The sequence below is a fragment of the Mesorhizobium sp. Mes31 genome (assembly GCF_024519675.1).
GTDB lineage: Bacteria > Pseudomonadota > Alphaproteobacteria > Rhizobiales > Rhizobiaceae > Mesorhizobium.
In genome coordinates this window covers 196,036-220,584 of record NZ_JALJRL010000008.1, presented here as the reverse complement: position 1 = coordinate 220,584, position 24,549 = coordinate 196,036, and the positions used below count along the sequence as shown (strand labels likewise).

The following is a 24,549-nucleotide window of genomic DNA, read 5'->3' as shown; positions in this document are numbered from 1 at the left end:
TCGGTGTTTCGGCACATTGCCCTTGCGAGGCCGGCTGATCGGCTTCGATGGAGAGGGAGTACAGTCATGACCGCCTACGCCGTTGCCCATATGCGCCACGTCACGCCAGGACCGTGGATCGAAGAATATCTCGAGAAGATCGATGCCACGCTGGAGCCCTTCGGCGGTCGCTTCGTCGTCCATGGCGGCGAGTTCGAGGTCGTCGAAAACAGTTGGCCGGGACATCTGATCGTCATCGAATTCCCGGATAGGCAACATGTGCGCGCATGGTACAAATCGCCCGCCTACCAGGCGATCCTGGGGCTGCGGACCGAGAATTCGGAATCCGACGTGATCTTCGTCACCGGCGTTGGACATCCGCACAAGGCCACGGATGTCCTGGAGTAGTCGATTGCTCCTGGTCAATTCAACATTTGCAGGCGCAATTCGAAGGACCGCCGCGAAGCGTCTAGCTGTGTCCGATATAGTCCGGCACGAGTTCGATTTCGTCCCGGACAATACCGGTTGCGAAACTGAACTGACCCCAAAACGCCAAGCCATAAAATGCCTGACCGACGATCAGGGAGAGGGGAATTTGCCAAAGGGGCATTCCTGTCTCGCGGGCATGGCCCACAATACGTCGCGTTGTACGCCAGGACATGGTGAACCAACGGCTGAATGACTTGACCACCCGTTGCATGCGGCTGGGTGAACTGAGCTCGACAAATTTCCGATCGGCATCACGGCCGGTTACCAGCGCACGCCAGTAAAAGAATTCCAACCGCGCGGCGCGTAATGGTAGACGCGTGCGTTAACGTTCAGAATTTCATGACCTTCGCGTTGCAGTTTACGCATCAGCAAAGTGCAGGAAACCTTGAAGCCATTGTGCTTCGGAAAAGGGTTGTTCGTAATCCAGAGACGTCGAAAGGCTATATTGTTGGCGTTGATCGCCCGTTTCGAAGCAAATCGCTTGTCTCCTCGCGCCATCGGGAAAAACCAAATCAGCGCAAACGTCCTGGAAAAGAAATCGTCGTACAGAAGATATGTGTAGCCGTTTACGCAGATAATCTCCGGGTCCTCAAAAGGTCCAAGGAGAGCCGAGAGCCACCCCGGCTCCGGAACCGTATCGGAATCGGTCAAGACAACCACATCTCCATCTGTCTTCAGGACTCCATTGTTCTTGAGGTCATAATATCGTCCTCCTGGGCAAGCGGCAAAGATCAGGTCGGCAACCTGTTCCAGTTGCGGCGCTTCGGCCGTGATGTCGTCAAGAAGAGATTTTGCATCCGTGTCTCTGCCGCCGTGAGCAATGACAACCTTGGGTCTTGCCAAGCCGTTCGAAGAAACGGCGGCAATTTCACGCGCCAAGGCCTTCAGTCCAACGCCGACCTCGGCCCAATCGATGGACCTGGCGTTCTCCATTTCCACGACGAGTGAATATGTTGTGCGTTCTTCAGCCATCTCTGCACCGACCAGCTATCAGTGCCTGGGTGGCTATAGTTCCCGCAACCCAATGTAAAGGCAACCCCTGCCGATCAAGCGACATCGTTTCGTATGGCGCTCCGCTATCAGGTGTACCCTGGCGGATGCCTTTACGATCAAATCGGAACCTGAGCGCGAACTTTTATCGGAAAACGCGAATACGACGATTGCTGGCCAGAAATCTTGAGGTGTCGGAGTACTGCGACAAGAAACGCTCCCTCCATTCCGCATTGATGGTGTCTCGTTGAATTTCGAGACCAGAGTTGGGGACAGACGTAGGCTCAAAGGCGATCTTGGCATCCGCCAGATATGCGATTTTCTCGAGATTCGCCCGTGGGGCCTCCAAGATTTCCTCGTATATCAACGACAGGAAGGGCAATCCGTTCTTCGCGAGCCAGATATCCCAGGCCAGATTTTCCAGCGCGATTTTTTCAAGCGACTCGGCGATCGCCGCACCGTCGTAGCGCGGTGCCTGCCGGCTGGTCTCGGTCGAGCGGAACCGACCAGTTTGACGAGCGCGCGTCCACGAAATTGCCTGACCAAGCAGATCGCGACGGGTGAGACGCACATAGCGCAATCCTGGAAGGCTGGCAGGGAGATCCACAGTCTTGGCTACCTGGGAAAACTGGCTGGCAAACAGTTTGACCGCGTAAACTCCGGATGTAGATCGCCCATCCGTCAAGGCACGCAGGACCTGGGCACGGGGATCGCGAGGATAGTTCGGCAATTCGAGAACCCGGCGGCCGCCGAACCATTCCAGAGGGTTGCCAAGTCCGGCGGCTGCCATCAATCCAGCGAGATGATTGCTGCCGCTACGCGGTGACGTGCAGATCAAGATTCCGGCTTTTATCCCGGCCAGGACGTCCGGCGGGATTTCTACTGGCAAAGGGCGTTTGCGAAATAAGCGCATGGCGAACGAAGCTACCGTCTCAGCAAAAACACCGCCTGCTGGCCGAAGAAATTCCAGAACCACCACGGCATCGACAGGCCGATCTTCTGGCCATTGGCGTCGAGCGCGGTTGCCTTTTCCACCGTCGCGCCAAGCTCGTCGCACAGATTGACGAAGTCGCGAATGGTGCAAAAGTGGATGTTGGGCGTGTCGTACCAGGAATAGGGCAGGTCCTTGGTCACCGGCATGCGGCCGTTGAGGAACAGCGACAGGCGCACCCGCCAGTGGCCGAAATTGGGGAAGGACACGATCGCCCGATTGCCGATCCTGAGCAGTTCGTCGAGCACCAGCTTCGGGTTGCGGGTGGCCTGCAGCGTCTGCGACAGCACGACGAAGTCAAAGCCCTTGTCGGGATAGAATTCGAGATCCTTGTCCGCATCGCCCTGGATGACCGAGAGGCCGCGCGCCACGCATTCGTTGACGCCGCGCTGCGACAGTTCGAGTCCACGGCCGTCGACCTGCTTGGTGTCCTGCAGCAGTTCGAGCAGCGAGCCGTCGCCCGAACCGACGTCGAGCACGCGGGACTGTGGCGGGATGAGGTTGGCGACGACCTCGAGGTCGACACGCTGGTCGCGGTTGACGCTCATGATGCGAGCCCTCTGGCGCGAGCCGCAGAGCCGATGAAGCCGTTGATGGCGGCAAACAGCTCCGGCTCGTCGAGCAGGAAGGCGTCGTGGCCACGGTCGGTCTCGATCTCGACGAAGGACACCGATGCGCCGGCGGCGTTGAGCGCGTGCACGATCGAGCGGCTCTCCTCCGTCGGAAACAGCCAGTCCGAGGTGAAGGACACCAGGCAGAAGCGGGTTTTCGTGCCGGCAAAAGCATCGGCCAATCGGCCGCCATGGTCGGCGGCGAGGTCGAAATAGTCCATCGACCGCGTCATGTAGAGATAGGAATTGGCGTCGAAGCGGTCGACGAAGGTCATGCCCTGGTGGCGCAGATAGCTTTCGATCTGGAAGTCGGCATCGAAGCCGAAGGTGAGCGCTTCGCGGTCCTGCAGATTGCGGCCGAATTTCCGGTGCAGGGCGGCTTCCGACAGATAGGTGATATGGGCGGCCATGCGCGCCACCGCCAGCCCCTTTTCGGGGCGCTTGCCGTAGTCGAAATATTTGCCGCCATGCCAGTCCGGATCGGCCATCACGGCCTGCCGGCCAACCTCATGGAAGGCGATGTTCTGCGACGAATGGCGGGCACCGGTGGCGATCGGCAGCGCCGAGAAGACGCGCTCCGGATAGCTCGACGCCCATTGCAGCACCTGCATGCCGCCCATCGAGCCGCCGAGCACGCAAAACAGCTTTTCGATACCGAAATGGTCGATCAGCATCTGCTGCGCGCGCACCATGTCGCGGATGGTGATGATCGGCAGGTCGAGCCCATAGGGCTTGCCGGTGGCGGGATTGGTCGAGGCCGGGCCGGTGGAGCCCAGGCAGCCGCCGATGACGTTTGAGCAGATGACGAAGAAGCGGTTGGTGTCGATGATCTTACCCGGGCCGATCAGCACTTCCCACCAGCCCGGCTTGCCGGTCACCGGATTGGTGTTGGCGACGTGCTGGTCGCCGGTCAGCGCGTGGCAGACGAGGATGGCATTGGAACGGGCGTCATTGAGCGTGCCATAGGTCTGGTAGGCGATCTGGAACGGCGACAACAGCGTGCCGGCGTCGAGCTTGAGCGGCTTGTCAGGTCCAAAACGCAACACCGGGCTCGACGGCTGGTCGGCCTCGTTGTTGGTTTTGCGAGCACGCAGAGCGGCCATCATGTCTCTCTACCATTCCGCATCGTGCTTTTCGAAAAATCGCTGCCGATTTTCGGGCCGATGCGCTCATCCGCCCGGTCGCGGACAATAAAAAACCGGCATTGCCTTCGCAAAGCCGGTTACGTCACGCAAACGGCCCTTTAGCGAATTGTTTAACGTGGCTGCAAGCCGACCGGCCAAATCACCACGGAACTGTCGAGGTTCTTCTAGAACTTGCCCGCCTTGCCGTCAATGCCGGCCACTGGCACCACCGCCACCTCTCGACATTGCCGGTCATGACTTGTATTTCCGCTGCGGCTCCTGCCGGGAGCCTTTCTCGATGGATATCTCGAAATGAAGCAGACACCGGATCAGGCACGACCAACCCCGCGCGCGGGCATCATGGACATCGACGCCTATGTGCCGGGCAAGAGCACGGCGCCGGCCGGCGTCGGCAAGGTCTACAAGCTGTCGTCGAACGAGAATCCGCTGGGGCCCTCGCCGAAGGCGATCGAAGCCGCGCGGGAGATTGCCGGAAAGCTCGACATCTACCCCGACGGCACTGCCAGGCGGCTGCGCGAAGCGATCGCCGAGGTGCATGGCCTCAACGCACAGAACATCATCTGTTCCAACGGTTCCGACGAGATCCTCGGCCTGCTGGCGCAGACCTATCTGGCGCCCGGGGACGAGGCGATCTTCACCGAACACGCCTTCATGGTCTACAAGATCTATATCCAGTCGGCAGGTGCCGTCCCGGTAGCGGTCAAGGAGACCAATGAGCGCGCCGACATCGATGCGATCTTGGCCGCCGTCACGCCGCGCACGAAAATCGTGTTCCTCGCCAATCCCAACAATCCGACCGGCACCTATGTGCCGTTCCAGGAGGTGCGTCGCCTGCATGCCGGCCTGCCCAGGCATGTGCTGCTCGTGCTCGACGCGGCCTACGCCGAATATGTCCGCCGCAACGATTATGAAGCCGGCATCGAACTGGTCGGTAGCGCCGAGAACGTCGTGATGACCCGCACCTTCTCCAAGATCGGTCTTGGCGGGGCGCGGATCGGCTGGATGTACGCGCCGATGCACATCGTCGACGCCATCAACCGTGTGCGCGGCCCGTTCAACGTCAATGCAACGGCGATCGAGGCCGGCATCGCGGCGATCCGCGACCGCGCCCATGTCGAGCGCAGCGTCGCCCACAACGAGACCTGGCTGGCCTGGGTCAGCGAACAGATGACGGGGCTTGGGTTGCGGGTGACGCCCAGCGTCGGCAATTTCGTCCTCATCCATTTTCCCGATGACCAGAAACACTCCGCAGCGGCGGCGGACGACTATCTCACCGCGCGCGGCTATATCTTGCGGCGCGTTTCCGGCTATGGCTTTCCCAACGCGCTGCGCATGACCATCGGCACCGAAGAGGCCAATCGCGGCGTTGTCGCCGCACTCACGACATTCCTGAAAAGCTAGAGCACCATGGCATCACCGATGTTTGAGAAGATCGCGCTGGTCGGCATCGGCCTGATAGGCTCGTCGCTGGCCCGCGTCATCCGCCGCGAGGGGCTGGCCGGTCACGTCGCCATCTCGACCCGCAGCGCGGCGACGCTGGCGCGGGCGCAAGAGCTTGGGCTAGGCGATTCCTACACCACCGACGCGAAAGAAGCGGTCCGCGATGCCGATCTGGTCATCGTCTCGGTGCCGGTCGGCTCGTCCGGCGCGGTGGCCGAGGAAATCGCGCCGGCGCTGAAGCCGGGTGCGATCCTCACCGATGTCGGCTCGACCAAGGCATCGGTCATCGCGCAGATGCAGCCGCATGTGCCGGCGGGCGTGCATTTCATTCCCGGCCATCCGCTGGCGGGCACCGAGAAGTCCGGGCCGGATGCCGGTTTCGCCGACCTGTTCGACAATCGCTGGTGCATCTTCACGCCGCTGCCGGACACCGATCCGGATGCGCTGGAGAGGCTTTCAGAATTCTGGCGCCGCTGCGGCGCCAACATCGACACGATGGACCCCCAGCATCACGACATGACGCTGGCCATCGTCTCGCACCTGCCGCACATCATCGCCTACAACATCGTCGGCACCGCCGATGATCTGCAGTCGGTGACCAAGTCCGAGGTCATCAAATATTCGGCTTCCGGGTTCCGCGACTTCACCCGCCTTGCCGCCTCAGACCCGACCATGTGGCGCGACGTCTGCCTGCACAACAAGGACGCCATCCTCGAAATGCTGGCGCGATTCTCGGAGGATCTGGCGTCGCTGCAACGGGCGATCCGCTGGGGCGACGGCGAAAAACTCTTCGATCTGTTCACCCGCACCCGAGCCGTGCGCCGCTCGATCATCGAGGCCGGCCAGGACATCGACGTGCCCGACTTCGGCCGCCAAGCGGTCGAGCACCCGGCCAAGAGCTAAGGTCTGTTGATATCCAAGTGAAGCCGGCCTGCAAACGGCGTTTTCCTGTGCTTCCGGTGCTCATGTACCCAAAAGTACGATCCGCTCCGGTTCTCGGAAATCACCTTGTTTGGTCGCTTCGCGCCCGTCTTCGACTCCGACCCGGCCTGATCTGAATCTCAACAGACCTTATGACGCTATGGTAGCGCAGGCCAGGTCGCCGCAACCATGGCCAGCGTCTCGGCCCTGTCCGGGGCGCCGAGCCTGCCACCGAAGCGCAGGCATTTGAGCGCGGCGGCGGCACTGGCAAAACGCAAGGCGTGCTCGACCGGCATGGCTTCCGCCAGCCCGACGGCAAAGGCACCGTGGAAGACATCGCCGGCGGCCAGTGTGTCGACCGGCTTGATCTTCGGTGCCGCCACATGACGGGATGATCCCGCCGCGCGATCGAACCACCAGGTTCCCGCCGCGCCGCCGGTGACCGCGACAAAGGCGTCGGTGCGCCGGGCAAGCGCCTCGCAGGCCTGACGCGGGTCGAGATCCTGATTGCACAGGATGCGCGCTGCCGGCTCCGAAGCCACGATGTGGGACGCCAGCGGCAAGAGCTGCTCCAGCACGTCGCTTGACGCGGTATCGGCATCGAGGATCGCCGGCCGGCCGATAGCGCGCGCCGCCTTCAGCGCAAGCGCTGCCGCACCCGGCCAGCGCACGTCGACCAGCACGGCATCGAATGCGGAGAGGTTGGCCGCCGGCAAGGCTTCGGGGTCGGCCTGGGCCTGGCTGTCATAGAATGGCACGATGATGCGCTCGCCTTGCGCGTCGACAAGGATCGACGCCAGCGCGGAGCGGGCGCCGCCGACACGGCGGACAAAGCCGCAATCGACGCCCTCGGCCTCGATCGCGGCAACCAGATGATCGGCGACCGGATCATCGCCGGCGCTCGCCCACAGCGACACCTCGGCGCCCAGGCGATGCGCGGCGCAGGCAGCGCTCGTCGCCATGCCCGAGGCGATCTGGACGCCGTCGGAGGCGATGAATTTTCCCTGGTGCGCCGGCAGTGTCTCGACACGCAGGATGGTGTCCAGCGTCAGCGCGCCAACACTCAGCAGCTTCACCGGTCTTGCCATGGAAGGGTTATTCCACCGGCTTGATCTTGCCCAGCGGGATGAAGCCGAGCGAGGCTTTGCCCTTGACCACCTTCAGCGGCATGGACGGTTCGTTGCCGAGCATCGCCAAGGCGCCAAAGCCCTGTTCGATCTGACTTTTCTGCTCGGGGATGGCGGTGCCGAGGATTGCCGCCACGGCCTTCGGATCCTTCAGCCTGATCATCAGATCGGCATCGATCAGGCCGTCGGCGTCGACCGACAGCGGTCCGGAAACCGTGACGCGCGCCGTCCCCGACGACAGGTCGAGGTTGCGGATCTCGATCTTCTGGCCGCGCAGGCTCTGCACGTGCGTGCCGATCAGCGCAACGCCATTCTTCAGCGTGGCGTCGCCGCTGGCATCGAGGGGCGGCAAGGCGCGCCCGCCGATTGCGTCGGGGTTGATCTCGAGATCGCCAAAGCTGCCGAGATAGTCGATATCGCCGCCGTTCGGCTGCAACTGGCCGGCCGCCTTGCCGGCGCTGAACAACTGCACCGGATCGGTGTCGTCGGCCGGGTCGGTCTGGCCTGACAGGCCCTCGGCCTGCAGCGAGATCCGCCGCGGCAGCGGCCATGACAGTTTGACGTTGGCCTGCAGATTGTCCCAGTCGATCCACAGCGGCACCATGCCCGGGACCGAGGTCCTGAGCGGACCACGCAGATCGGCAACCGGCGACAGGGGCTGGGTGATCTGGGCGACGGCATTGAAACTGCCGGCCGAGGCGGCGATGTTCCTGGCATCGTCCTCATAAGCGAGGTTGTCGCAAGAGATGGCAAAGCTCAGGGGGTAGCCGCTGACCTGCAGATTGGCGCACCCGGCCGCGACGCCACTCTTGTTGAGCGTGGCGACTGCCTTGTCGGCCTCGCTTCTGACCCGGTCCGCCAGATAGAACCAGCCGCCGCTGTAGATGGCGAACAGTATGACGATGAACGCCACAAGCCACCACAGGCGGCGACGGTTACTCGGTTGGCGTTCGTCACTTGACGTCATGCTTTGGCTCTCGTTAACGCATGGGTATTGGTGGACGGACCTTCGATTCCGACAACAATAGGTAGACAGAGACGGGCGGAAAAAACACCGATTCGGTGCGGTGTTGGCATCTTTTGCAATCAGGCGCGGCGATATGGGCGATTTTTGGGTGTTTGGCTACGGTTCGCTGATCTGGCGGCCGGGTTTTGCGCATGTCGAGACACAGCGCGCGCGCCTGCACGGCTACCGGCGCTCGCTTTGCGTCTACTCCTTCGTGCATCGCGGCACGCCTGAACGGCCGGGGCTGGTGCTCGGCCTCGACCATGGCGGCTCCTGCGTCGGCCTGGCGTTCCGCGTTCCCGGTGAATTGCGCGACGAGGTGATCGCCTATTTGCGCGAGCGCGAGCTGGTCACCAACGTCTATCTCGAGCGCACGCTCAAGATTCGCCTCAATGGTGGCGGGATGGTCGAGGCGGTGGCCTACATCGTCGACCGCGGGCACGAGCAGTATGCCGGTGCACTGGACGCGGCGCATGCGGCGGCCGTGGTGCGCGGCGCTGTCGGCCAATCCGGCAACAACGAGGACTATGTGCTCAGCACGCTGGAGCACCTCGAGGCGCTGGGCATTCGCGACCACTGGCTCGAGGACGTCGCCAGGCGGGTCGCGCCTTTGTGAAGCGCTGGCTCTGCGGAAAAGGCGGCCAGGCCTTTGACCTCGATGAGGCACGACCTAGGTTAGGTCCCGAACCTGGGCGGCATCCGCCCGATCCAGTCATCACGGAGATCCGTCTTGCAGAAACGCCGTCTCGGTCGTACCGACCTTTCCATCGCGCCGCTGGTTCTGGGCGGCAATGTATTCGGCTGGACCGCCGACGAGAAAACGTCTTTCGATCTGCTCGACCGCTTTGTCGGCGCCGGCCTCAACGCCGTCGATACGGCCGACGCCTATTCGCGCTGGGTTCCCGGCAACAAGGGCGGTGAATCGGAAACGATCATCGGCAAGTGGATGAAGGATCGCGGCAACCGCGACAAGGTCGTCGTGGTCACCAAGGTCGGTTCGGACATGGGGCAAGGCCGCAAGGACTTGTCCGCCGCCTATATCGAAAAGGCGGTCGACGCGTCGCTGAAGCGGCTGCAGACCGACGTCATCGACCTCTATCTGTCGCACTGGCCGGATCCGGCCACCCCTTATGAGGAAACCCTTGGCGCGTATGAGAAGCTGCTCGCCAAGGGCAAGATCCGCTATGCCGGCTGTTCGAACCTCGATGCCGGGCAGTTGCGCGCGGCGCTCGACGTGGCGAGCCTGCGCGGCCTGCCGCGCTACGAGGTGCTGCAGCCCGAATACAATCTCTACGATCGCTCCTCCTTCGATGGGCCGTTGCGCGATCTGTGCGTCGCCGAGGAGATCGGCGTCATCACCTATTTCAGCCTGGCCAAGGGCTTCCTCAGCGGCAAATACCGCAGCGATGCCGATCTCGGCCAAAGCGAGCGGGGCGACGACGTCGGAAGTTATCTGAATGCACGCGGCATGCGCATCCTCGCCGCACTGGATGCGGTATCGGCCCGGCATTCGGCCAAGCCGGCGGAAGTGGCGCTTGCCTGGGTGATCGCGCGGCCAGGCGTCACCGCGCCGATCGCCAGCGCCACCAAGCCGAGCCAGATGGACAGCCTGATCAAGGCGGTGTCGCTGAAGTTGACCGCCAACGATATGGCCGAGCTCGACAAGGCCAGCGGCTGAAGCTTTAGAGCCTGTTCCATCCCGATGGAATCGGGATGGGGCTCTATCTCCTTGTTTGAGCATGATCTTTCCCGAAAACCGGATTCCACTTTTCGGGATCATGCTCTAGGCGACCGCTACGCGCACGAACGTCCAAGACGACCCTCTTGTGCTGCCATACCGTCCTTCGCACGGGGCAAGGCAGAGGGTGAGATGGCCGAATCGCTTCTTTCGCAGCCGGACCTTTGGCGTCAGCTGTTCGCGCTGGTGCTTGCCGCGACGGTCGTCATGGGCAGCCCCGGGCCGGCAACGATAAGCGTCACCGCCGTCGGTGCCGCCTTTGGCCTGCGCCGCTCGCTGCGCTATGCCTGCGGGATCGTCCTGGGCACGATCGCCGTGCTGTTGGTGGTGGCGACCGGGGTGGCGGCGATGCTTGCCTCGATGCCGCGGCTCGCGCCGCTGCTGGCGGTCGCGTCTGCCGGCTACATCCTCTACCTGGCGTTCAGGATCGCCACCGCTCCGCCCTTGGCAACGCATGCCGGCCAGGCCGCACGCCCGACATTCCCGGGCGGCTTCCTGCTGGCGGTCGCCAACCCGAAGGCCTATGTGGCGATCGCCGCCGTGTTCGCCGGCGCCTCTTCGAAACAGGGTGCCGTTGAGCTTGGTCCATGGCTGAAGCTGGCCGTTCTCGCGCTGATGATCGTCGCCATCCATGTCTTGTGGCTTGTCGCGGGAGCAGTGTTCGCGCGTTTCCTGCGCCAGCCTGTGGCCTCGCGGATCATCAATCTGATCTTTGCGGCAACGCTGGTGTTGACCACCGCGCTGGCCATGTTCGGCTGAGCGTTGCTCCGAGAGCTCTCGCTTCAGGCCTTGGCGCCGAGCTCCCGCAGCCGTTTCACCGCCGTCGGCGGCAGGGCAGGCGGGTTTGAGGCGCGGGATGCCTCGATGAGGAACTGGTCGCAGGCAGCCTCGGTCTCGCCGATCAGCCGCGCCATGAATTCGTCCTTGCTCAGGCCAGGCGGGATCGGCGGCAGGAAGCGCGCCTTGATGGTGCCGGGATAACGCAGGAATTTGCGGCGCGGCCAGTAGAGGCCGGCGACATGGGCGACCGGCACCACCGGGACGCCAAGCTGTGCATAGATTTCGACGATGCCGTATTTGTAGGCAGGCTCGTCGCCCGGCGCCCGGCGCGTTCCCTCGGGATAGATGATCAGCTGGCGCGGATTGCGCGCCATCTCTTCCTTGGTCGCGGCAACCACCGCCTTCAGCGCCTTGGAACGGCTGCCGCGGTCGACCGGGATCATGCGCATCTTCATTATGTACCAGCCGAAGAACGGGATCCAGGTCAGTTCCCGCTTGAGGATGTAGAGCGGATCCTGGAGGAAGGGGAAGAAGGCAATCGCGTCCCAGAACGACTGGTGCTTGGGCGCCAGGATGAAGGAGCCTTCGGGCAGGTTTTCCTGGCCGGTGATGTCGTTCCTCGTCCCGGCGATCTTGTCATAGAGCCACATCGAGGTGCGCGACCAGAATTTCGGTACGAACCAGGCGCGGTGACGGGGCGACAGGAAATAGTAGGGGGTCCAGAGGATCATCTGGACGATCAGATTGACGTAGAAGACGAAATTGAACGCCAGCGATCTGACATAGAGCATGGGGGAGGTCCGGTGAGGAGGTGTGCGTTGGTTACACCAAGCGCGGGCAAAAAGGAAACAGGGCGATACGGCTCATTCTACCAGCTTGCTTGCGCCAGACGTTCCCTCAGGCGCGGCGCCGCGAAATCGAGGAATGCGCGCAGTTTCACCGGCAGCCGGCCCTGGCCGGCTGCACTCCTGACTGTAGAACGGCGACGATCTGGTAGAAAAGCACTCGCGTCATCCCCACGTCGGCAACCCCAGCATCGATCGGCTGACCTTCGCAAGCGGAATGCCGGAACGGCTTGCGGCGGAAAGCTGCCGGCCTCCACCGTCGAGGCGGCCCATCACTTCTTCCGGAAAATGGAAGGGTTGATTGCAAATATGCCATCTGCATCCGTCGAATGGAAAGGTGCATATGAGGCCAGCGCGTCGCTCTGAACACCTGGACCAATTATATGAATGAGGTTGTCCGCACCGAAATCGATTTTTCGGTTGTTTCTGTCCGCGATGCTGCCTGAATCCGGAGTGGGTCAGCGGTATCCGCCGGTCTCCACTTATTCATCGCAGAGGAGTTGCCATGTCCGAAGCCCGCCCACCGCTTCCGCCGTTTACGGCAGAGACCGCCGCGCAAAAGGCACGCATGGCGGAAGATGCCTGGAATTCCCGCGACCCGGCGCGCGTCGCGCTTGCCTATACGACAGACAGCCGCTGGCGCAATCGGGCCGAATTTCTGCAAGGGCGTGATGCCATCCAGGCTTTCCTGACACGGAAATGGAGCCGCGAGCTCGATTACCGGCTGATCAAGGAGGTCTGGGCGTTCCATGGCAACCGCATCGCAGTGCGCTTTGCCTATGAATGGCGCGACGACAGCGGTTCATGGTTCCGCAGCTATGGCAACGAGAACTGGGAATTCGACGAACATGGCCTGATGCGCCTGCGCATCGCCAGCATCAATGACCGGCCGATCGGCGCGGCCGACCGCAAATATCACTGGCCGCTCGGCCGGCGGCCGGATGACCACCCGTCGCTTTCGGAGCTCGGGCTTTAGCACCTTCCCGTAAGGAGGCTTTCGATGAACGCGCATGCTTTCACCAGCGACGTCGCCTTCACGCCGACCGTCAAGGCGATCCAGGCCCGCAAGGGCTCACGTCAGTCCTATGCCCGCGTCGAGGAGCGTGGCGGCTGGCAAGCTGATATCACGCCAGACCTTGCCGCCTTCATCGAGACGCAGACCAGCGTCTTCCTGTCGACGGCCAATGGCGATGGCCAGCCCTACATCCAGCATCGTGGCGGGCCTGCGGGCTTCCTCAAGGTGCTGGATGAACACACGATCGGCTTCGCCGATTTTTCCGGCAACAGGCAGTTCATCACCCAGGGCAATCTGGCCGACAATTCGCGAGCCTTCCTGTTCCTGATCGATTACGCCCACCGCCAGCGCATCAAGATCTGGGGCTCCGCGCGGGTCGTGGAAGGCGACGCTGAACTGATGGCGAGGCTGATGCCGCGGGACTACAAGGCGCGCCCGGAGCAGGTCATCCTGTTCACGGTTTCGGCCTGGGACGCCAATTGCCCGCAACACATTCCGCAACGGTTCGAGGCGGCCGATGTTGCGGCGGCACTTGCCGAGCGGGATCGGCGCATCGAGCGGCTCGAGCAGGAAATCGTGCGCCTCCGAGAAGCCTCGAAGGTCGGCGCCGGGGAATGAAACGGGTTTAGCCGCCGGCCGCTGTTTCAGCCAGCGCGATGCCGTCGGGTGTCGGCTTGACTGGCACGATACCCCGCGCCAGCGCCAGCAGATACTTGTTGTACTCGGTGAACAGCACGCGCAGCGCCCGCGGCTTGGTCAGCCAGCCGCCATTGTCGAGGTTGGAATTGACCACCGGATAGGGCTCGAGCTTGGCGCCATGCAGCAGCCGGCGCATTTCCAGCAGGCTGCGCGGCATATGATAATTGTTGGTGACGAGGATCACCGTGCCATAGGCATGGCTTTCAATCCATTTGGCGCTTTCCTCGGCATTGCCGATCGTGTCGAGCGCGGCGCGGTCGATATCGACGCAGCAGGAAAACAGCCTCTTGTCACCGCCGGTCGCGGCCTGAAGCTGGCGGCGGCTGGCCGAAGGATGCACGCCGCTGATCAAGAGCCGCTCGCCTTTTCCGGACGCCAGCAGATCCATCGCCGCATCGAGGCGTGACTGGCCGCCGGTCAACACGATGATCGCATCGGCCTTGGCCGGGTTGGCGGGCGTCGTCAGATGGCTGACCTTGTTGGCGAACCAGCCAAAACCGCCGGCAAACAATGTCGCGAGCACAAGCAGGGACAGGGCGGAAATGCGCAGGACGGTCTTCAAACGGCTAGCCTTGCCGTGGTCGTGCAAACGAACAACCACTGGCATCTGTCCAGCCGTCCCGGTCGAGTCCCGCGCGTCCATCTCCATATGGTTAACCCCGAAATGCGGCCTTTGGTAGGTAAAAGACGCACTTTGCGTTACGCCAATTCTCCATCCGTGATCACCCGACCTTTTTCCATGCCGTCAGCCTGCATCCGGTTGGCGGACGTCGATGTCGCTGAGATAGGCGACGACGGTGGCGTGCGAGGTTGCCGCCGTCAGCGCGCCGATCACCAGCACCATCAGCACGACACCGAGATAACCTGCCGAACCGATGGCGAAATTGCCGAACAGGGCGGTTGCCTGGTCGGCCTGCGGTGTCGCGATGTTGCGCGACGACCACCAGGAGAAGACGATGAAGACAAGCACGGCCGCCGCTCCGCCGGCGGCGGCGCCCTTCATGCCGGTGACCAGGAAATGCCGGCGGAATTCGCGCGCGATGAAGCGTGCCTCGGCGCCGACGAAATGCAGCACCTCGATGATGTGGCCATTGCCGGCCATGGCGCCGCGCGTTGCGAACACCACGGTCAGCACCGTCGCCGACAGCATCAGCGCCAGCACGGCGATGCCGATGGTCACGGTGGTGCGGGCCATGGCCACCAGCCGGTCGACCCAGGTGCGGTGATCGTCGAGCGACGCGCTCGGCAGTTTCGGCGTGATCGCGGCGCGCATGGCGGCGAAATCGGGCGGGCTGTTCTCGTCGATGGTGACGATGATCAGACGCGGCACCGGCAGCTCGTCGATGTTGAGGCCGGAACCCAGCCAGGGCTCCAGCAGCCTTGCCGTCGCCTCGCGATCGATTATCCGGGTCGCCTTCACGCCAGGAAACTCGCCGGCGATCTGCGAGGCCTGGGCAAGGGCCGCCTCCATGTCGAGGCCGTCGGCCGGCTTGATCTGGATCGTCGCCTCGCGCGAGATCTGGTTCTCCCAGACCGAGGCGGTGTCGCGCACCAGCGTCACCGCGCCGAAAGTCAGGCAGGACAGGAAGGTCATGATGGCGATGACCAGCACCAGCGCCCGCCCGGCGATGTTCTGCGCCGGCACGATAGGCGCCATCTTGCGCTGGGCACGCGGTCTGGCCACGGCCGCTTCGGCGTCGTGGTCATCAAGATGTTCGGCGGACAGCTCAGTCATAAATGTCCAGCCTTCCGCCAGCCAGGATCATGCGGCGTGCGTCGACCTGCTCCATCAGGCCGAGGTCGTGGGTGGCGATCACCACCGCCGTGCCCAGACGGTTCAGCTCGATGAATAGCCGCAGCAGGCGTCGTGCCAGCGGCGGATCGACATTGCCGGTCGGCTCGTCGGCCAGCAGGATCTCCGGCTGTTCGATCAGCGCACGGGCGATCGCGGCGCGCTGTTTCTCGCCGCCGGACAGGACCGGCGGCAGCACATGCATGCGCTCGCCAAGGCCAACCCATTTCAACAGCTCGGTGACATCGGTACGATAGCTTGCTTCCTCGCGCCCTCGCACGCGTAGCGGCAGCGCGACATTCTCGTAGGTGGTCATGTGGTCGAGCAGGCGAAAGTCCTGGAACACCACGCCGATGCGCCGTCGTAGATGCGGCAGTTCGCTTCGCGAGATGCGCGAGCGGTCCTTGCCGAAGATGGTGATCAACCCGCGCGTCGGCTTCAGCGACATGAACAGCAGGCGCAGCAAGGTCGTCTTGCCGGCGCCCGAAGGCCCGCTCAGGAACTGGAAGGAGCGCTCCGGGATGTGCAGGGAGATGTCGCGGAGGATTTCCGGACCCATGCCATAGCGGAGGCCGACATTTTCGAAACGAATCACTTTCGACGACCTGAAATTTCTAGAGCATGATGCCGAAAAGTGTGAGGCGGTTTTCGGACGACATCACGCTCTATCTCTTTTTAGTTCAGAGGCGGATTCAGATTTCGGGTCGATTCGACCTGAGATCATCCGGCTCTGGCGGCGGCAAGCCGGCCTGTTCTGGGAAAAGACCATCGGCCGGCATGGTTAACCGGCGGTTAATTCCTGGGCGCTTTCGGCTCGTCACGAGGGCTCCGGTGGGGAAGCGTTAACCATTTGCGTTTACGCAAAAGAAACGAAAAGCGAACACGTGCTGCAATGCTGGGGCCATGATGGCTGAGGATCGAACCGCGCGCCCGGTTTCCGGCGAAATCATGACCGATCCGCCGGCAAATGCCGTCGCGGACCGGATCATGCGCGGATCGGCGGCCGATATCATCGACGCCGACTATGAGGTGATGCCACGCCTTGCCGCTGCCGCTGAAAGCGCATCGCCGCCGCCTCGGGTGATCGTCCCGCCGTCCATCGAGGGCATGGACATGCTGCGCAAGCCCGAGGCCCCGGCGGAGCGGCCGCCGGCCGCGCGCGGCGGACCGATCTTCTGGATCGCCGGCGTCGGCGCCGCCCTTGCCGCTTTCTGGGTCTCCGGCGGGCATGCGCTGGTGCGCCAGGCACCATTCCTGTCCGGCGGGCAAGCCTCGGCGCTGACCATTTCAGGGGTCACGTCACGCGTCGACGCCTCCGGGCCAAACCCGGTGCTGTTCGTCGATGGCGAGGCCGCCAATGACGGAACGAAACCGGCGCAACTGCCGGCGCTCGAAATCCGGGTGACCGGCAATGACGGACGCTTGACCCGCTATACGTTGGGGACATCCGGCCGTTCGCTGGCGTCGGGCGAAAGATTCGGCTTTGCCAGCCGTCTCGACGTGCCTAAGAACGGCGTAAGGACTGTATTGGTCACCTTCGCCCAATAGCGTGTGTCGATATTCAGGTGAGGCCGGCCTGCAAACGGCGGTTCCCTGCGCTTCCGGTGCTCACGTACTTTGAGTACGCTCCGCTCCGGTTCTCGGAAACCGCCGTTTTCGGCTTGGCCTGACCTGAATCTCAACACACGCTGGGCGTGAAGGCGTCTTGGGTAGAAATCTTGAGGGGGCGAAAAATGCCAGTTGTACGCGGCAAGGACATCGAAGTCCTGTTTTCAGCATCGGCGATCGCACGGCGCAATCTCGAACTCGCCAAGGAGATCGCCGGCCACGACTATCATGACCTGCTGGTGATTTCGGTGCTGAAGGGCTCGTTCATCTTCGCCGCCGATCTCATCCGCGCCATGCACGATGTCGGCCTGTCGCCGGAGGTCGAGTTCATCTTCATCTCCAGCTATGGCGCCGGTACCACCAGTGGTGAGGTCAGGGTGCTGCGCGATATCGACAATGAGGTCGCCGGCCGTGACGTGCTGCTCATCGACGACATCCTTGAATCGGGCAAGACGCTGACCTTCACCCGCGATCTGATGCTGTCGCGCGGCGCCAAAAGCTGTTCCATCGCCGTGCTGCTCGACAAGCGCATGCGCCGCCAGACCGCGCTCACCGCCGACTATGTCGGCTTCGACTGTCCCGATTATTTCGTCGTCGGCTACGGCATGGACGTTGCCCATGCCTTTCGCGAACTGCCGTTTGTCGGTGTCGTCAAAGGTGACGTCTGAGCGACTTCCAAGAAGGCTCGCCGATCCTCAGCGCCTTCAGGAAAAGTCAACTTTTCACCGCCAAATATGCCGGCCATGGCAAAGCTTCTGATCGTCGAGGACGATGAGTCCGTCCGCACTCTCGCAGCCCGCGCGCTTGAACGCGCCGGGCACACAATCGACATTGCCGCGGACGGCGCGCAAGGGCTTTCGCTGATCCAGGCGGCGCATGGCCGCTACGATCTCGTCGTCTCCGACATCCGCATGCCGGAGATGGACGGCATCGAGATGGCGATTGCGGCGGCAGCGCTGTTCCCTTCGATGAAGATCATGCTGATGACGGGCTATGCCGACCAGCGTGAGCGTGCCGAGGAGTTGAACGGCATCATCCTCGATGTCGTGCAAAAGCCTTTTACGCTCGCCGAAATCCGCTCGCGCGTCGAACGCGCACTGATCTGCTTCGCCTGATCAGGCAGGATCGGTGGCTGCCAACGCCGGCGCGGCGCTCTTGCGCCGTTCCGTGCTGAGCGCCAGCAGTCCGGCGCCGATGATAAGGGCGGCACCGATCACGGTCGTCGATCGCGGTACCTCGGCGAAGAACAGGAAACCCCACAGCGGCGACCACAGGATGCCGGTGTATTCGAAGGTGGCAACGCGATTGGCAGGCGCCATCCGGTAGGCCTGCGACAACAGGATCATGCCGGCAGAGGCGACGAAACCGCAGGCCGCCATCTTGAGAAAATCCGGCAGCGTCGGCCACAGCCATGGCCGCACCAGGAATTCCAGGCTCGGGTGGACGGCGTGGGTTATGCCGGCAAGGTGAAACGCGCCGGCAACCACGGCAGCGCCGACCAGATAGGCGCCGTTCTGATAGAAGGCCATGACGGTGGACGATTCGGTATCGCCGATCTTGCGGGCCATCAGCTGCGAGAAACCGTAGAGCGCCGCCGAGCCCAGTGACAGCAGCGCCGCCCAGTCGAACAGTCCTGCGCCGGGGCGCAACATCACGAGGACGCCGAGCAGTCCGATCAGCACGGTCGCCAGCGTCCGCCAGGAGACGCGCTCGCCAAGATACGGTCCGGCCAGCGCCATGATGAACAGCGGCGCCATGAAATAGAGCGCCACCGCGTCGGCCAGCGGCAAGGCGGCGATGGCCAGATAGTAAACGGTGTAGGAGGTGAACTGGATGAAGGCGCGCATCGTCAGCAGGCCGAACCGCCGCGACAGGATCGCATGCAGCCCGACATCGGCGTGGACGAGAACGATCAGGATCGGCAAGGCAACGATCGAGCGGATCGCCATCACCTCGGTCACCGGATAGCCGCTCGACACGGCCTTGACGAGCGGATCCTGCAGCGAGAAGACCAGCACGCCCAGGCACAGGCTCAGGATGCCGAGCACCATCCGATTCCGCATGAGGATCCAGGCTCCAGTACCAGGGCCGCAAGCACGCTTGCCGCAAGCTAAAAAGAACCCGCCACCGTTTCGGGCAGCGGGCACGAGTGAGGACTCTTAGGTTGGTCCGCGGCTGATTTCGCAGCCGCATATCCAATGGGTGAAGCGACTATCATCCGGTGTTTGACATGTTGCAAACGAATTGGAATGATACCAGTGATCAAATTTCCTTATGGCGGATAGAATGCGGCCAACCCTTGACAGTGATCTCCTGCGCACCTTCGTCGCCATTGCCGAGGCCGGCAATTTCACCAGGGCGGCGGAACTCGCCGGCCGCACCCAGTCGGCTGTATCCATGCAGATGAAGAAGCTCGAAGGCCTAGTCGGCGACAGCCTGTTCGAGCGCGGTTCACGCGGCGTCGCGCTGACGCGGCGTGGCGGCGAACTCATCGTCAACGCCCGCCGCATTGTTTCGCTGCTCGATGAGACGGCTGCGTCGATGGCTGCAGCACCGCTCGGCGGGCCGGTGCGCATCGGCATCCCGGAGGAATATGGCCAGGCCATCCTGTCGCGCGCGCTTGGTGCATTTTCGAAACGTCACACAAAGGTCGAGGTCACCGTACGCTACGCGCATTCGGGGGCGCAATTGGCGGCGCTCGCCGCCGGGGAACTCGATCTGTGCGTGGTGTTCGAGTGGCAGGATCCCGCCGGCGGCGAAGTCCTGATGCACGACCCAACCGTATGGGTGACATCGAACCTGCACCATATGCACGAGGAGCGGCCGGTGCCGATCGCGCTCTACAACCGGGCCGGCTGGTGCAAGGACTTCGCCATCAAATCGCTGGAGCAACTCGGTCTTGCCTATCGCGTCGCCTATACGAGCGACACCACTGGCGGCCTCAAGCTCGCCGTCACCTCGGGACTGGCGATCGCGCCGATTTCGCGCAGCAACATTCCGGCGGACTGTCGCGAACTGACTTTAGCGGACGGGTTCGGCCACGTTGATTCCTCGAATGTGGTCATGCATCGCAACCCGAATGCCTTCGGCGAGGCGATCGACGGCATGGAAGAGGCGATCCGTGAGGCATTCGTCAACAGGCAAGACTAGAGCCTGTTCCATCCCGATGGAATCGGGATGGGCTCTATCTCTTTGTTTGAGCATGATCTTTCCCGAAAACCGGATTCCACTTTTCGGGATCATGCTCTAGCTCGCCGCTTCCTCATGGAAATGCAGCCGGTTGCCGAACGGGTCGCTCACCGATATTTCGCGGGTCTTCCACGGCGTCTCCTCCAGGCCCGGCCTGGCGAAACGGTACTTCTTGGCCGTCAGTTCGCGATGCAGGGCCGCGATGTCCTCGACCTTGATGCGCACGGCAATGCCGGGTGCGCCGTCGCCGTGATGCTCGCTGAGATGCAGGACGCAGTCATCGCGGCCGACCGCCATGTAGAGCGGCGCATTGTCGTCGAAGCGATGTTGCCACCGCACGTCGAAGCCGAGGAAGCCGACATAGAATTCGCGTGCCTTGGCAATGTCGAAGATGCGCAGAATGGGCGTGACAGTGCCAAGTTTCGGCATGGTGTTGCAACCGTTCGGGAAGTCTTCGGGTGAGGTCGGAAGCGGGCGGCGATCCCTATTTCAGCTCGAGCAGCCGTTCCAGGTAACTGCGTTCGATGTCGGGGCTGAGCGCGTTGCCGAGCCGCTTGCGGATGGCTTCCAGGATCTGGCGCGCGCGCTGCACGTCGATCTCGTCGGGCACCTTCACCGAATCGCCGAAATCCGGGCCCTGGCTGGCGCGTGGCCGGCCGAGCGGGTCATGATCGGCGTTCTGCTGGCGGCCGCCCTCCTGGCTGCCGCCCTGGTCGCCCTGCATGGCCTGCATCTGCTTCATCATGTCCTTGGCACCCTTGCGTAGCGCCTCCAGAGCCCGGCCCTGGTGACCGACGGCCTCATCGCCCTGGCCTTCGCCGAGCGCCTGTTCGGCGTTGCCCATGGACTTGCCGGCCTCGCCAAAGCCTTCATTGGGCTCCATGCCCATGCCTTCGAGCCCCTTCTTCAACTGCTCGAGGTCGCTTTTCAGCTGGCCCTGACCCTGCTGCAGCTGTTTCAGTGCATCGGCGAATTCCTGTGGCGTCATCGACTTTGGCCGGGCGAGCGGATCGCGGTCCTGTCCCACACCCGGCAGGTTCTCATCCTGGCCGCCACCAAGCTGCTCATCACGGTTCTGTCCACGCTGACGCTCGCCGCGCTGCATCTGGTCCATGCGGAAGGTGTCGTTCATCATCTCCTGCTGGCGCCGCAGGATCTCGCCCAGCTTGTCCATCTGCTGGCGCATCTGGCTGTCCTGCTCGCCGCCTTGCTGCTGACGGCCGGCCTGCAGATTGTTCATCATGTCCTGCAGTTGCGACAGCAACTGCTGCGCCTTGTCGCGATCACCCGACTTCGCCAGGTTCTCGATCTGGTCCATCATGCGGTCGATGTCGCTCTGGCGCAGTTCCTGGCCGTTCTGCTGCATCTGCGGTGCGTTCGGGTTCTGCTTGGCGCGCTCGGCGAATTCCTGCAGGAACTGGTTCATCGCCTCGCGCAGTTCCTTCATCGCCTTTTCGATTTCCGCGTCGCTGGCGCCATTCTTGATGGCGTCCTGCAGCGCCTGCTGCGCCTGGCGCAGCCGCTTTTCCGCGGCCGAGAGATTGCCTTCCTCGATGCCGAGCGCGATTTCCCAGAGATAGGAGACCTCGTTGCGCAACTGGTCGTCGCTGGCGGCCATCTTCAGCCGGCTACGCGCACTCATGATGGCGAGGTAGTGAGCCATGTTGTCGAAGGTGTCTTCAGGCCGCAGCGTGATCGCGTCCACCAGGTCGAGTACACGCGGCTTGGCGTTGCCGTCGAGCGCGAGCAGGCGGCGTTGTTCGATCACCGCCCGCGCCAGCGGGTTGGCGAACGGCCGCTCCGGCATCGTCAGCGTCTTGGTCTCGCTCGACGCGGTGTGTCCGGCATCGTCGGTGGCGACCAGCGTCAGCTTGATGCTGCTGCCGGCCCAGACATGCTCGGTCAGGTCCTTCGACGTCCTGGCGGCATTCGACTTGCCACCGCGGCGCGGCAGCGTCAGCGGCATCTCGGGCGGACCATAGAGCGGATGCGCATTCGGCGCCTGCGGATCGGCCAGTGCGAAGACCGCCTTGGCGGTCGCGGCGCCATAGTCGTCGTCGATCTGGTAGTTGAGTTCGAAGGCGCCGTTGGCGGCGCGCTTCGGCTCGCCGACGAAGCGGATCTGCGGCGGCTTGTCGGGCACGATCGCGAAGGCCCAACGGCCAAGCTCGTCATCGCCCGACTTCAGCGTCAGCGTGCCGTCGCCGGTCAGCTTGCCGGTGAATTGGCGCACTTTGGACGGCGTCGCCGGGCTTGCCGCCGGCTTGGCAGTGGCGGCGGCCTGCGGGCCAGCCGGGTCGATGGCGCGGGAATTGCCATCCTTGCCGGCATAGGCCAGCGTTTCCTCGCCCGAGCCACCGGTAACGCGCAGCGAGACGTCGCTGCCATCGGGAACGGTGAAGGTCGGCGTCATCTGGTTGGCGTCGGCGGTCAGGAAGATCGGCGGCTTGCCGGTGTAGGCCGGCGGCGTCACCCATGCGTCGATGCGCGGCGGCACGACATCATGCGCGCCGTGAGCGTTGAATCCGTCGCTCAGTCTGCCGCCGGTCGGCCCGAAGGAGAAGGCAAAGGCGGTAACCAGCAGAAGTGCCGCTACCGCGCGCAGCCCCCAGGGGTCGCGCTCCGGCACGCGCGTGCGCGGCAGGTCGGCGCCCAGGTTGTCGAGCTTTCCGGCCATGCGCTTCTGGTGTTCGCGCCAGAGCGCCTGCGAGAAGCTGCTTTCCCTGCCGCTTGGCCGGTCGGTCTGCACCTGCACCGGGCTGTGCAACAAGTGATTGGCCGCCTCGATGCGGCGATCGACCTCGGCGGCGCCGGGCATGCGGAAGAAGCGCAGCGGATAGAGCGCGGCCAGTGCCGCGATGCTGAATGCAGCGACCACGCCGATGCGCGCGATATCCGGCAACCGCGAGAAGAGGCCGAGCCAGGAGACGCTGAGGAACAGGCTGCCGACGATGACAAGCGGCAGCAGTAACGGCCAGCCGCGCTCGACCATCATCGAGACCCGCGTCGCCAGCCGGCTCAAGGCAAGGCGCCCGGCCAGGCCGCGATCGCTGCTGAAGGTGGGTCGTTCCGTCATCGGCCCTTCCATGGGGCGGGCAGGATAGCCCATGCCTCACGACTCGAAGAATACCAGCAAACACGGCAAAGGCGAGGCGGTTCCAAAAAACGTGAAGTCCGCCGCGGTGGTTGCGATCAGAAGGTCGCGGGATTCGCGTTCGCGCCGCAGACCAGCACAGCGACCCGTTCACCGGGTCCCGGCGCGTAGCGTCCGGACAGCACGGCCGCGAACGCGGCGGCGCCGCCCGGCTCGGAGATGATGCGCACCCGGTTCCACAGCGCCTTCTGCGCGGCGATGATGTCGTCATCGCTGACCAGGATGGAGCGTTCGACAAAGGCCTCGGCGATCGGGAACATCATCTCGCCGACGCGCTTGGGCGCCAGCGAATCGGCGGCGATGCCCTCGGCCGGTGCGTCGACGGGTCGTCCGGCCTCGAAGGCGCGATGAAGCGTCGGCGCCCCTTCCGGCTCGACGGCGATGATGCGGATGCGGCCGGCAAACCAGGCGGCGATGCCGCCGATCAGACCGCCGCCACCGACGGCGACCAGCAGCGTGTCGATATCGGGCAGATCGCTCTCGATTTCCAGCCCAAGCGTGCCCTGGCCGACAAGCGTTTCCTCCTGGTTGAAGGCATGGATCTGCAAGGCACCGGTTTCCTCGGCGAAGCGTTCGCTGGCGGCCAGGGCCTCGGCATAGCGAGCGCCGCCGACGATCAGTTCAGCGCCGTAGCTGCGGATCCGTTCCAGCTTGGCCGGCGGGCTCACCTCGGGAACGAAGATGGTTGCCTTGTGACCCAGCCGCATGGCGGCATAGGCAACGGCGGCGCCATGGTTGCCGCCCGATGCGGCGACGACGCCGGCCTCGGGAACCGGCCGTTCCAGGAGGTTGGTGAAGGCGCCGCGCGCCTTGAACGAGCCGGAATGCTGCAGGCATTCGAGCTTGAGGTCGACCGCCAGCGGCGCGCGGTCGAAGTCGGCCATGTCGACGCGCAGCACTGGCGTGTGGCGCACATAGGGGCGGATGCGCGGTTCCATCGCGGCAATGCGTTCGCGTGTGATCGTGTTGCCCTGCGACATGGATATCTCCCTGGGGTTGACAGTAATTAGTAACTTGGCAAAATGACTAA

27 protein-coding genes and 1 riboswitch are annotated in these 24,549 nt (G+C 63.4%); of the genes, 12 read left to right on the top strand and 15 right to left on the bottom strand.

From position 1 onward, the window contains the following. Positions 1–66: 66 nt before the first annotated feature. A complete protein-coding gene (locus tag NR193_RS16220) occupies positions 67–387 on the top strand; it encodes a DUF1330 domain-containing protein (protein WP_256751792.1) in 321 nt (106 codons plus the stop codon). A gap of 61 nt (positions 388–448) precedes the next feature. Here the strand turns inward: NR193_RS16220 and NR193_RS16215 are convergent, their stop codons facing one another. The 5 genes from NR193_RS16215 to NR193_RS16195 all read right to left on the bottom strand — a co-directional run bounded on the left by NR193_RS16215 (position 449) and on the right by NR193_RS16195 (position 4,163). After that, entirely contained in the window at positions 449–760 is a 312-nt protein-coding gene (locus NR193_RS16215) for a hypothetical protein (protein ID WP_256751791.1), read from the bottom strand. After that, a complete protein-coding gene (locus NR193_RS16210; protein WP_256751790.1) occupies positions 730–1,440 on the bottom strand; it encodes a glycosyltransferase family 2 protein in 711 nt (236 codons plus the stop codon). The genes NR193_RS16215 and NR193_RS16210 overlap by 31 nt, the downstream gene beginning before the upstream one ends. Positions 1,441–1,603: 163 nt before the next feature. Continuing rightward, on the bottom strand, positions 1,604–2,434 hold the full coding sequence (locus NR193_RS16205; protein WP_256751789.1) for a Stf0 family sulfotransferase: 831 nt from the start codon (positions 2,432–2,434) through the stop codon (positions 1,604–1,606). Further along, positions 2,383–2,997 (bottom strand): methionine biosynthesis protein MetW, encoded by a 615-nt coding sequence (metW, locus tag NR193_RS16200; protein WP_256751788.1) that lies wholly within the window; start codon positions 2,995–2,997, stop codon positions 2,383–2,385. The genes NR193_RS16205 and metW overlap by 52 nt, the downstream gene beginning before the upstream one ends. Next, a complete protein-coding gene (locus NR193_RS16195) occupies positions 2,994–4,163 on the bottom strand; it encodes a homoserine O-acetyltransferase (protein ID WP_256751787.1) in 1,170 nt (389 codons plus the stop codon). The genes metW and NR193_RS16195 overlap by 4 nt, the downstream gene beginning before the upstream one ends. 120 nt (positions 4,164–4,283) lie before the next feature. Continuing rightward, a riboswitch (SAM riboswitch) is annotated at positions 4,284–4,361 on the bottom strand. A gap of 135 nt (positions 4,362–4,496) precedes the next feature. Here NR193_RS16195 and hisC point away from each other — a divergent pair. Together hisC and NR193_RS16185 are read left to right on the top strand one after the other, a co-directional pair. Next, positions 4,497–5,606, top strand: coding sequence for a histidinol-phosphate transaminase (hisC, locus tag NR193_RS16190; protein WP_256751786.1), 1,110 nt, complete (start codon positions 4,497–4,499; stop codon positions 5,604–5,606). A 6-nt stretch (positions 5,607–5,612) separates the two neighbouring features. Next, positions 5,613–6,548: a prephenate/arogenate dehydrogenase family protein gene (locus NR193_RS16185; RefSeq protein WP_256751785.1), complete on the top strand. Its 936-nt coding sequence runs from the start codon at positions 5,613–5,615 to the stop codon at positions 6,546–6,548. A gap of 176 nt (positions 6,549–6,724) precedes the next feature. On the opposite strand, the gene NR193_RS16180 is transcribed toward NR193_RS16185, so the two are convergent. After that, entirely contained in the window at positions 6,725–7,654 is a 930-nt protein-coding gene (locus tag NR193_RS16180) for a sugar kinase (RefSeq protein WP_256751784.1), read from the bottom strand. A 7-nt stretch (positions 7,655–7,661) separates the two neighbouring features. Next, the gene (locus tag NR193_RS16175; RefSeq protein ID WP_256751783.1) at positions 7,662–8,660 is read right to left on the bottom strand and encodes a DUF2125 domain-containing protein; all 999 of its coding nucleotides are present in this window, start codon (positions 8,658–8,660) and stop codon (positions 7,662–7,664) included. A 133-nt stretch (positions 8,661–8,793) separates the two neighbouring features. Between NR193_RS16175 and NR193_RS16170 the strand changes: the two genes are divergently transcribed. The 3 genes from NR193_RS16170 to NR193_RS16160 all read left to right on the top strand — a co-directional run bounded on the left by NR193_RS16170 (position 8,794) and on the right by NR193_RS16160 (position 11,196). Next, complete coding sequence (locus tag NR193_RS16170) at positions 8,794–9,315, top strand: gamma-glutamylcyclotransferase (protein WP_256751782.1); 522 nt, start codon at positions 8,794–8,796, stop codon at positions 9,313–9,315. A gap of 114 nt (positions 9,316–9,429) precedes the next feature. Continuing rightward, the gene (locus tag NR193_RS16165; RefSeq protein ID WP_256751781.1) at positions 9,430–10,377 is read left to right on the top strand and encodes an aldo/keto reductase; all 948 of its coding nucleotides are present in this window, start codon (positions 9,430–9,432) and stop codon (positions 10,375–10,377) included. Positions 10,378–10,569: 192 nt separating this feature from the next. Next, the gene (locus NR193_RS16160; RefSeq protein WP_256751780.1) at positions 10,570–11,196 is read left to right on the top strand and encodes a LysE family translocator; all 627 of its coding nucleotides are present in this window, start codon (positions 10,570–10,572) and stop codon (positions 11,194–11,196) included. Between the two features lie 23 nt (positions 11,197–11,219). Here the strand turns inward: NR193_RS16160 and NR193_RS16155 are convergent, their stop codons facing one another. Next, positions 11,220–12,008 (bottom strand): 1-acyl-sn-glycerol-3-phosphate acyltransferase, encoded by a 789-nt coding sequence (locus NR193_RS16155; protein WP_256751779.1) that lies wholly within the window; start codon positions 12,006–12,008, stop codon positions 11,220–11,222. A 559-nt stretch (positions 12,009–12,567) separates the two neighbouring features. Between NR193_RS16155 and NR193_RS16150 the strand changes: the two genes are divergently transcribed. Together NR193_RS16150 and NR193_RS16145 are read left to right on the top strand one after the other, a co-directional pair. Beyond that, positions 12,568–13,038: a DUF1348 family protein gene (locus tag NR193_RS16150; RefSeq protein ID WP_256751778.1), complete on the top strand. Its 471-nt coding sequence runs from the start codon at positions 12,568–12,570 to the stop codon at positions 13,036–13,038. A 24-nt stretch (positions 13,039–13,062) separates the two neighbouring features. After that, complete coding sequence (locus NR193_RS16145) at positions 13,063–13,695, top strand: pyridoxamine 5'-phosphate oxidase family protein (RefSeq protein WP_256751777.1); 633 nt, start codon at positions 13,063–13,065, stop codon at positions 13,693–13,695. Between the two features lie 7 nt (positions 13,696–13,702). Here NR193_RS16145 and NR193_RS16140 read toward each other — a convergent pair whose 3' ends face one another. The 3 genes from NR193_RS16140 to ftsE form a co-directional block, all read right to left on the bottom strand. Next, on the bottom strand, positions 13,703–14,425 hold the full coding sequence (locus tag NR193_RS16140) for a YdcF family protein (RefSeq protein WP_256751776.1): 723 nt from the start codon (positions 14,423–14,425) through the stop codon (positions 13,703–13,705). 96 nt (positions 14,426–14,521) lie between these two features. Then, positions 14,522–15,511, bottom strand: coding sequence for an ABC transporter permease (locus tag NR193_RS16135; protein ID WP_256751775.1), 990 nt, complete (start codon positions 15,509–15,511; stop codon positions 14,522–14,524). Next, positions 15,504–16,163: a cell division ATP-binding protein FtsE gene (gene ftsE / locus NR193_RS16130; protein WP_023757234.1), complete on the bottom strand. Its 660-nt coding sequence runs from the start codon at positions 16,161–16,163 to the stop codon at positions 15,504–15,506. The genes NR193_RS16135 and ftsE overlap by 8 nt, the downstream gene beginning before the upstream one ends. 308 nt (positions 16,164–16,471) lie before the next feature. On the opposite strand from ftsE, the gene NR193_RS16125 reads away from it, so the two are divergent. The 3 genes from NR193_RS16125 (at position 16,472) to NR193_RS16115 (ending at position 18,291) form a co-directional block, all read left to right on the top strand. Continuing rightward, the gene (locus tag NR193_RS16125) at positions 16,472–17,116 is read left to right on the top strand and encodes a hypothetical protein (RefSeq protein WP_256751774.1); all 645 of its coding nucleotides are present in this window, start codon (positions 16,472–16,474) and stop codon (positions 17,114–17,116) included. Positions 17,117–17,301: 185 nt separating this feature from the next. Further along, positions 17,302–17,844 carry a hypoxanthine phosphoribosyltransferase gene (gene hpt / locus NR193_RS16120; protein WP_256751773.1) on the top strand — a complete coding sequence of 181 codons (543 nt, stop codon included), beginning with the start codon at positions 17,302–17,304 and terminating at the stop codon, positions 17,842–17,844. Between the two features lie 75 nt (positions 17,845–17,919). Continuing rightward, complete coding sequence (locus tag NR193_RS16115; RefSeq protein ID WP_256751772.1) at positions 17,920–18,291, top strand: response regulator; 372 nt, start codon at positions 17,920–17,922, stop codon at positions 18,289–18,291. Here NR193_RS16115 and NR193_RS16110 read toward each other — a convergent pair whose 3' ends face one another. Further along, positions 18,292–19,239 (bottom strand): DMT family transporter, encoded by a 948-nt coding sequence (locus NR193_RS16110; protein WP_256751771.1) that lies wholly within the window; start codon positions 19,237–19,239, stop codon positions 18,292–18,294. 223 nt (positions 19,240–19,462) lie between these two features. Between NR193_RS16110 and NR193_RS16105 the strand changes: the two genes are divergently transcribed. Next, on the top strand, positions 19,463–20,326 hold the full coding sequence (locus tag NR193_RS16105) for a LysR substrate-binding domain-containing protein (RefSeq protein ID WP_256751770.1): 864 nt from the start codon (positions 19,463–19,465) through the stop codon (positions 20,324–20,326). Between the two features lie 96 nt (positions 20,327–20,422). Here NR193_RS16105 and NR193_RS16100 read toward each other — a convergent pair whose 3' ends face one another. From NR193_RS16100 to NR193_RS16090, 3 genes are all read right to left on the bottom strand, one after another. Continuing rightward, a complete protein-coding gene (locus NR193_RS16100) occupies positions 20,423–20,794 on the bottom strand; it encodes a glyoxalase superfamily protein (protein WP_256751769.1) in 372 nt (123 codons plus the stop codon). Between the two features lie 55 nt (positions 20,795–20,849). Further along, positions 20,850–23,441 carry a TIGR02302 family protein gene (locus tag NR193_RS16095; RefSeq protein ID WP_256751768.1) on the bottom strand — a complete coding sequence of 864 codons (2,592 nt, stop codon included), beginning with the start codon at positions 23,439–23,441 and terminating at the stop codon, positions 20,850–20,852. A gap of 116 nt (positions 23,442–23,557) precedes the next feature. After that, positions 23,558–24,499: a threonine/serine dehydratase gene (locus NR193_RS16090; protein ID WP_256751767.1), complete on the bottom strand. Its 942-nt coding sequence runs from the start codon at positions 24,497–24,499 to the stop codon at positions 23,558–23,560. Between the last annotated feature and the right edge of the window lie 50 nt (positions 24,500–24,549).

Bases quoted from the DNA above. Each gene is read 5' to 3' on its own strand.
- NR193_RS16220 (WP_256751792.1), top strand. From the start codon at position 67: ATGACCGCCTACGCCGTTGCCCATATGCGCCACGTCACGCCAGGACCG.
- NR193_RS16210 (WP_256751790.1), bottom strand. From the start codon at position 1,440: ATGGCTGAAGAACGCACAACATATTCACTCGTCGTGGAAATGGAGAAC.
- metW (WP_256751788.1), bottom strand. From the start codon at position 2,997: ATGAGCGTCAACCGCGACCAGCGTGTCGACCTCGAGGTCGTCGCCAAC.
- NR193_RS16195 (WP_256751787.1), bottom strand. From the start codon at position 4,163: ATGGCCGCTCTGCGTGCTCGCAAAACCAACAACGAGGCCGACCAGCCG.
- hisC (WP_256751786.1), top strand. From the start codon at position 4,497: ATGAAGCAGACACCGGATCAGGCACGACCAACCCCGCGCGCGGGCATC.
- NR193_RS16185 (WP_256751785.1), top strand. From the start codon at position 5,613: ATGGCATCACCGATGTTTGAGAAGATCGCGCTGGTCGGCATCGGCCTG.
- NR193_RS16180 (WP_256751784.1), bottom strand. From the start codon at position 7,654: ATGGCAAGACCGGTGAAGCTGCTGAGTGTTGGCGCGCTGACGCTGGAC.
- NR193_RS16175 (WP_256751783.1), bottom strand. From the start codon at position 8,660: ATGACGTCAAGTGACGAACGCCAACCGAGTAACCGTCGCCGCCTGTGG.
- NR193_RS16170 (WP_256751782.1), top strand. From the start codon at position 8,794: ATGGGCGATTTTTGGGTGTTTGGCTACGGTTCGCTGATCTGGCGGCCG.
- NR193_RS16160 (WP_256751780.1), top strand. From the start codon at position 10,570: ATGGCCGAATCGCTTCTTTCGCAGCCGGACCTTTGGCGTCAGCTGTTC.
- NR193_RS16155 (WP_256751779.1), bottom strand. From the start codon at position 12,008: ATGCTCTATGTCAGATCGCTGGCGTTCAATTTCGTCTTCTACGTCAAT.
- NR193_RS16150 (WP_256751778.1), top strand. From the start codon at position 12,568: ATGTCCGAAGCCCGCCCACCGCTTCCGCCGTTTACGGCAGAGACCGCC.
- NR193_RS16145 (WP_256751777.1), top strand. From the start codon at position 13,063: ATGAACGCGCATGCTTTCACCAGCGACGTCGCCTTCACGCCGACCGTC.
- NR193_RS16140 (WP_256751776.1), bottom strand. From the start codon at position 14,425: ATGGAGATGGACGCGCGGGACTCGACCGGGACGGCTGGACAGATGCCA.
- NR193_RS16135 (WP_256751775.1), bottom strand. From the start codon at position 15,511: ATGACTGAGCTGTCCGCCGAACATCTTGATGACCACGACGCCGAAGCG.
- NR193_RS16125 (WP_256751774.1), top strand. From the start codon at position 16,472: ATGATGGCTGAGGATCGAACCGCGCGCCCGGTTTCCGGCGAAATCATG.
- hpt (WP_256751773.1), top strand. From the start codon at position 17,302: ATGCCAGTTGTACGCGGCAAGGACATCGAAGTCCTGTTTTCAGCATCG.
- NR193_RS16115 (WP_256751772.1), top strand. From the start codon at position 17,920: ATGGCAAAGCTTCTGATCGTCGAGGACGATGAGTCCGTCCGCACTCTC.
- NR193_RS16110 (WP_256751771.1), bottom strand. From the start codon at position 19,239: ATGCGGAATCGGATGGTGCTCGGCATCCTGAGCCTGTGCCTGGGCGTG.
- NR193_RS16105 (WP_256751770.1), top strand. From the start codon at position 19,463: ATGCGGCCAACCCTTGACAGTGATCTCCTGCGCACCTTCGTCGCCATT.
- NR193_RS16100 (WP_256751769.1), bottom strand. From the start codon at position 20,794: ATGCCGAAACTTGGCACTGTCACGCCCATTCTGCGCATCTTCGACATT.
- NR193_RS16095 (WP_256751768.1), bottom strand. From the start codon at position 23,441: ATGACGGAACGACCCACCTTCAGCAGCGATCGCGGCCTGGCCGGGCGC.
- NR193_RS16090 (WP_256751767.1), bottom strand. From the start codon at position 24,499: ATGTCGCAGGGCAACACGATCACACGCGAACGCATTGCCGCGATGGAA.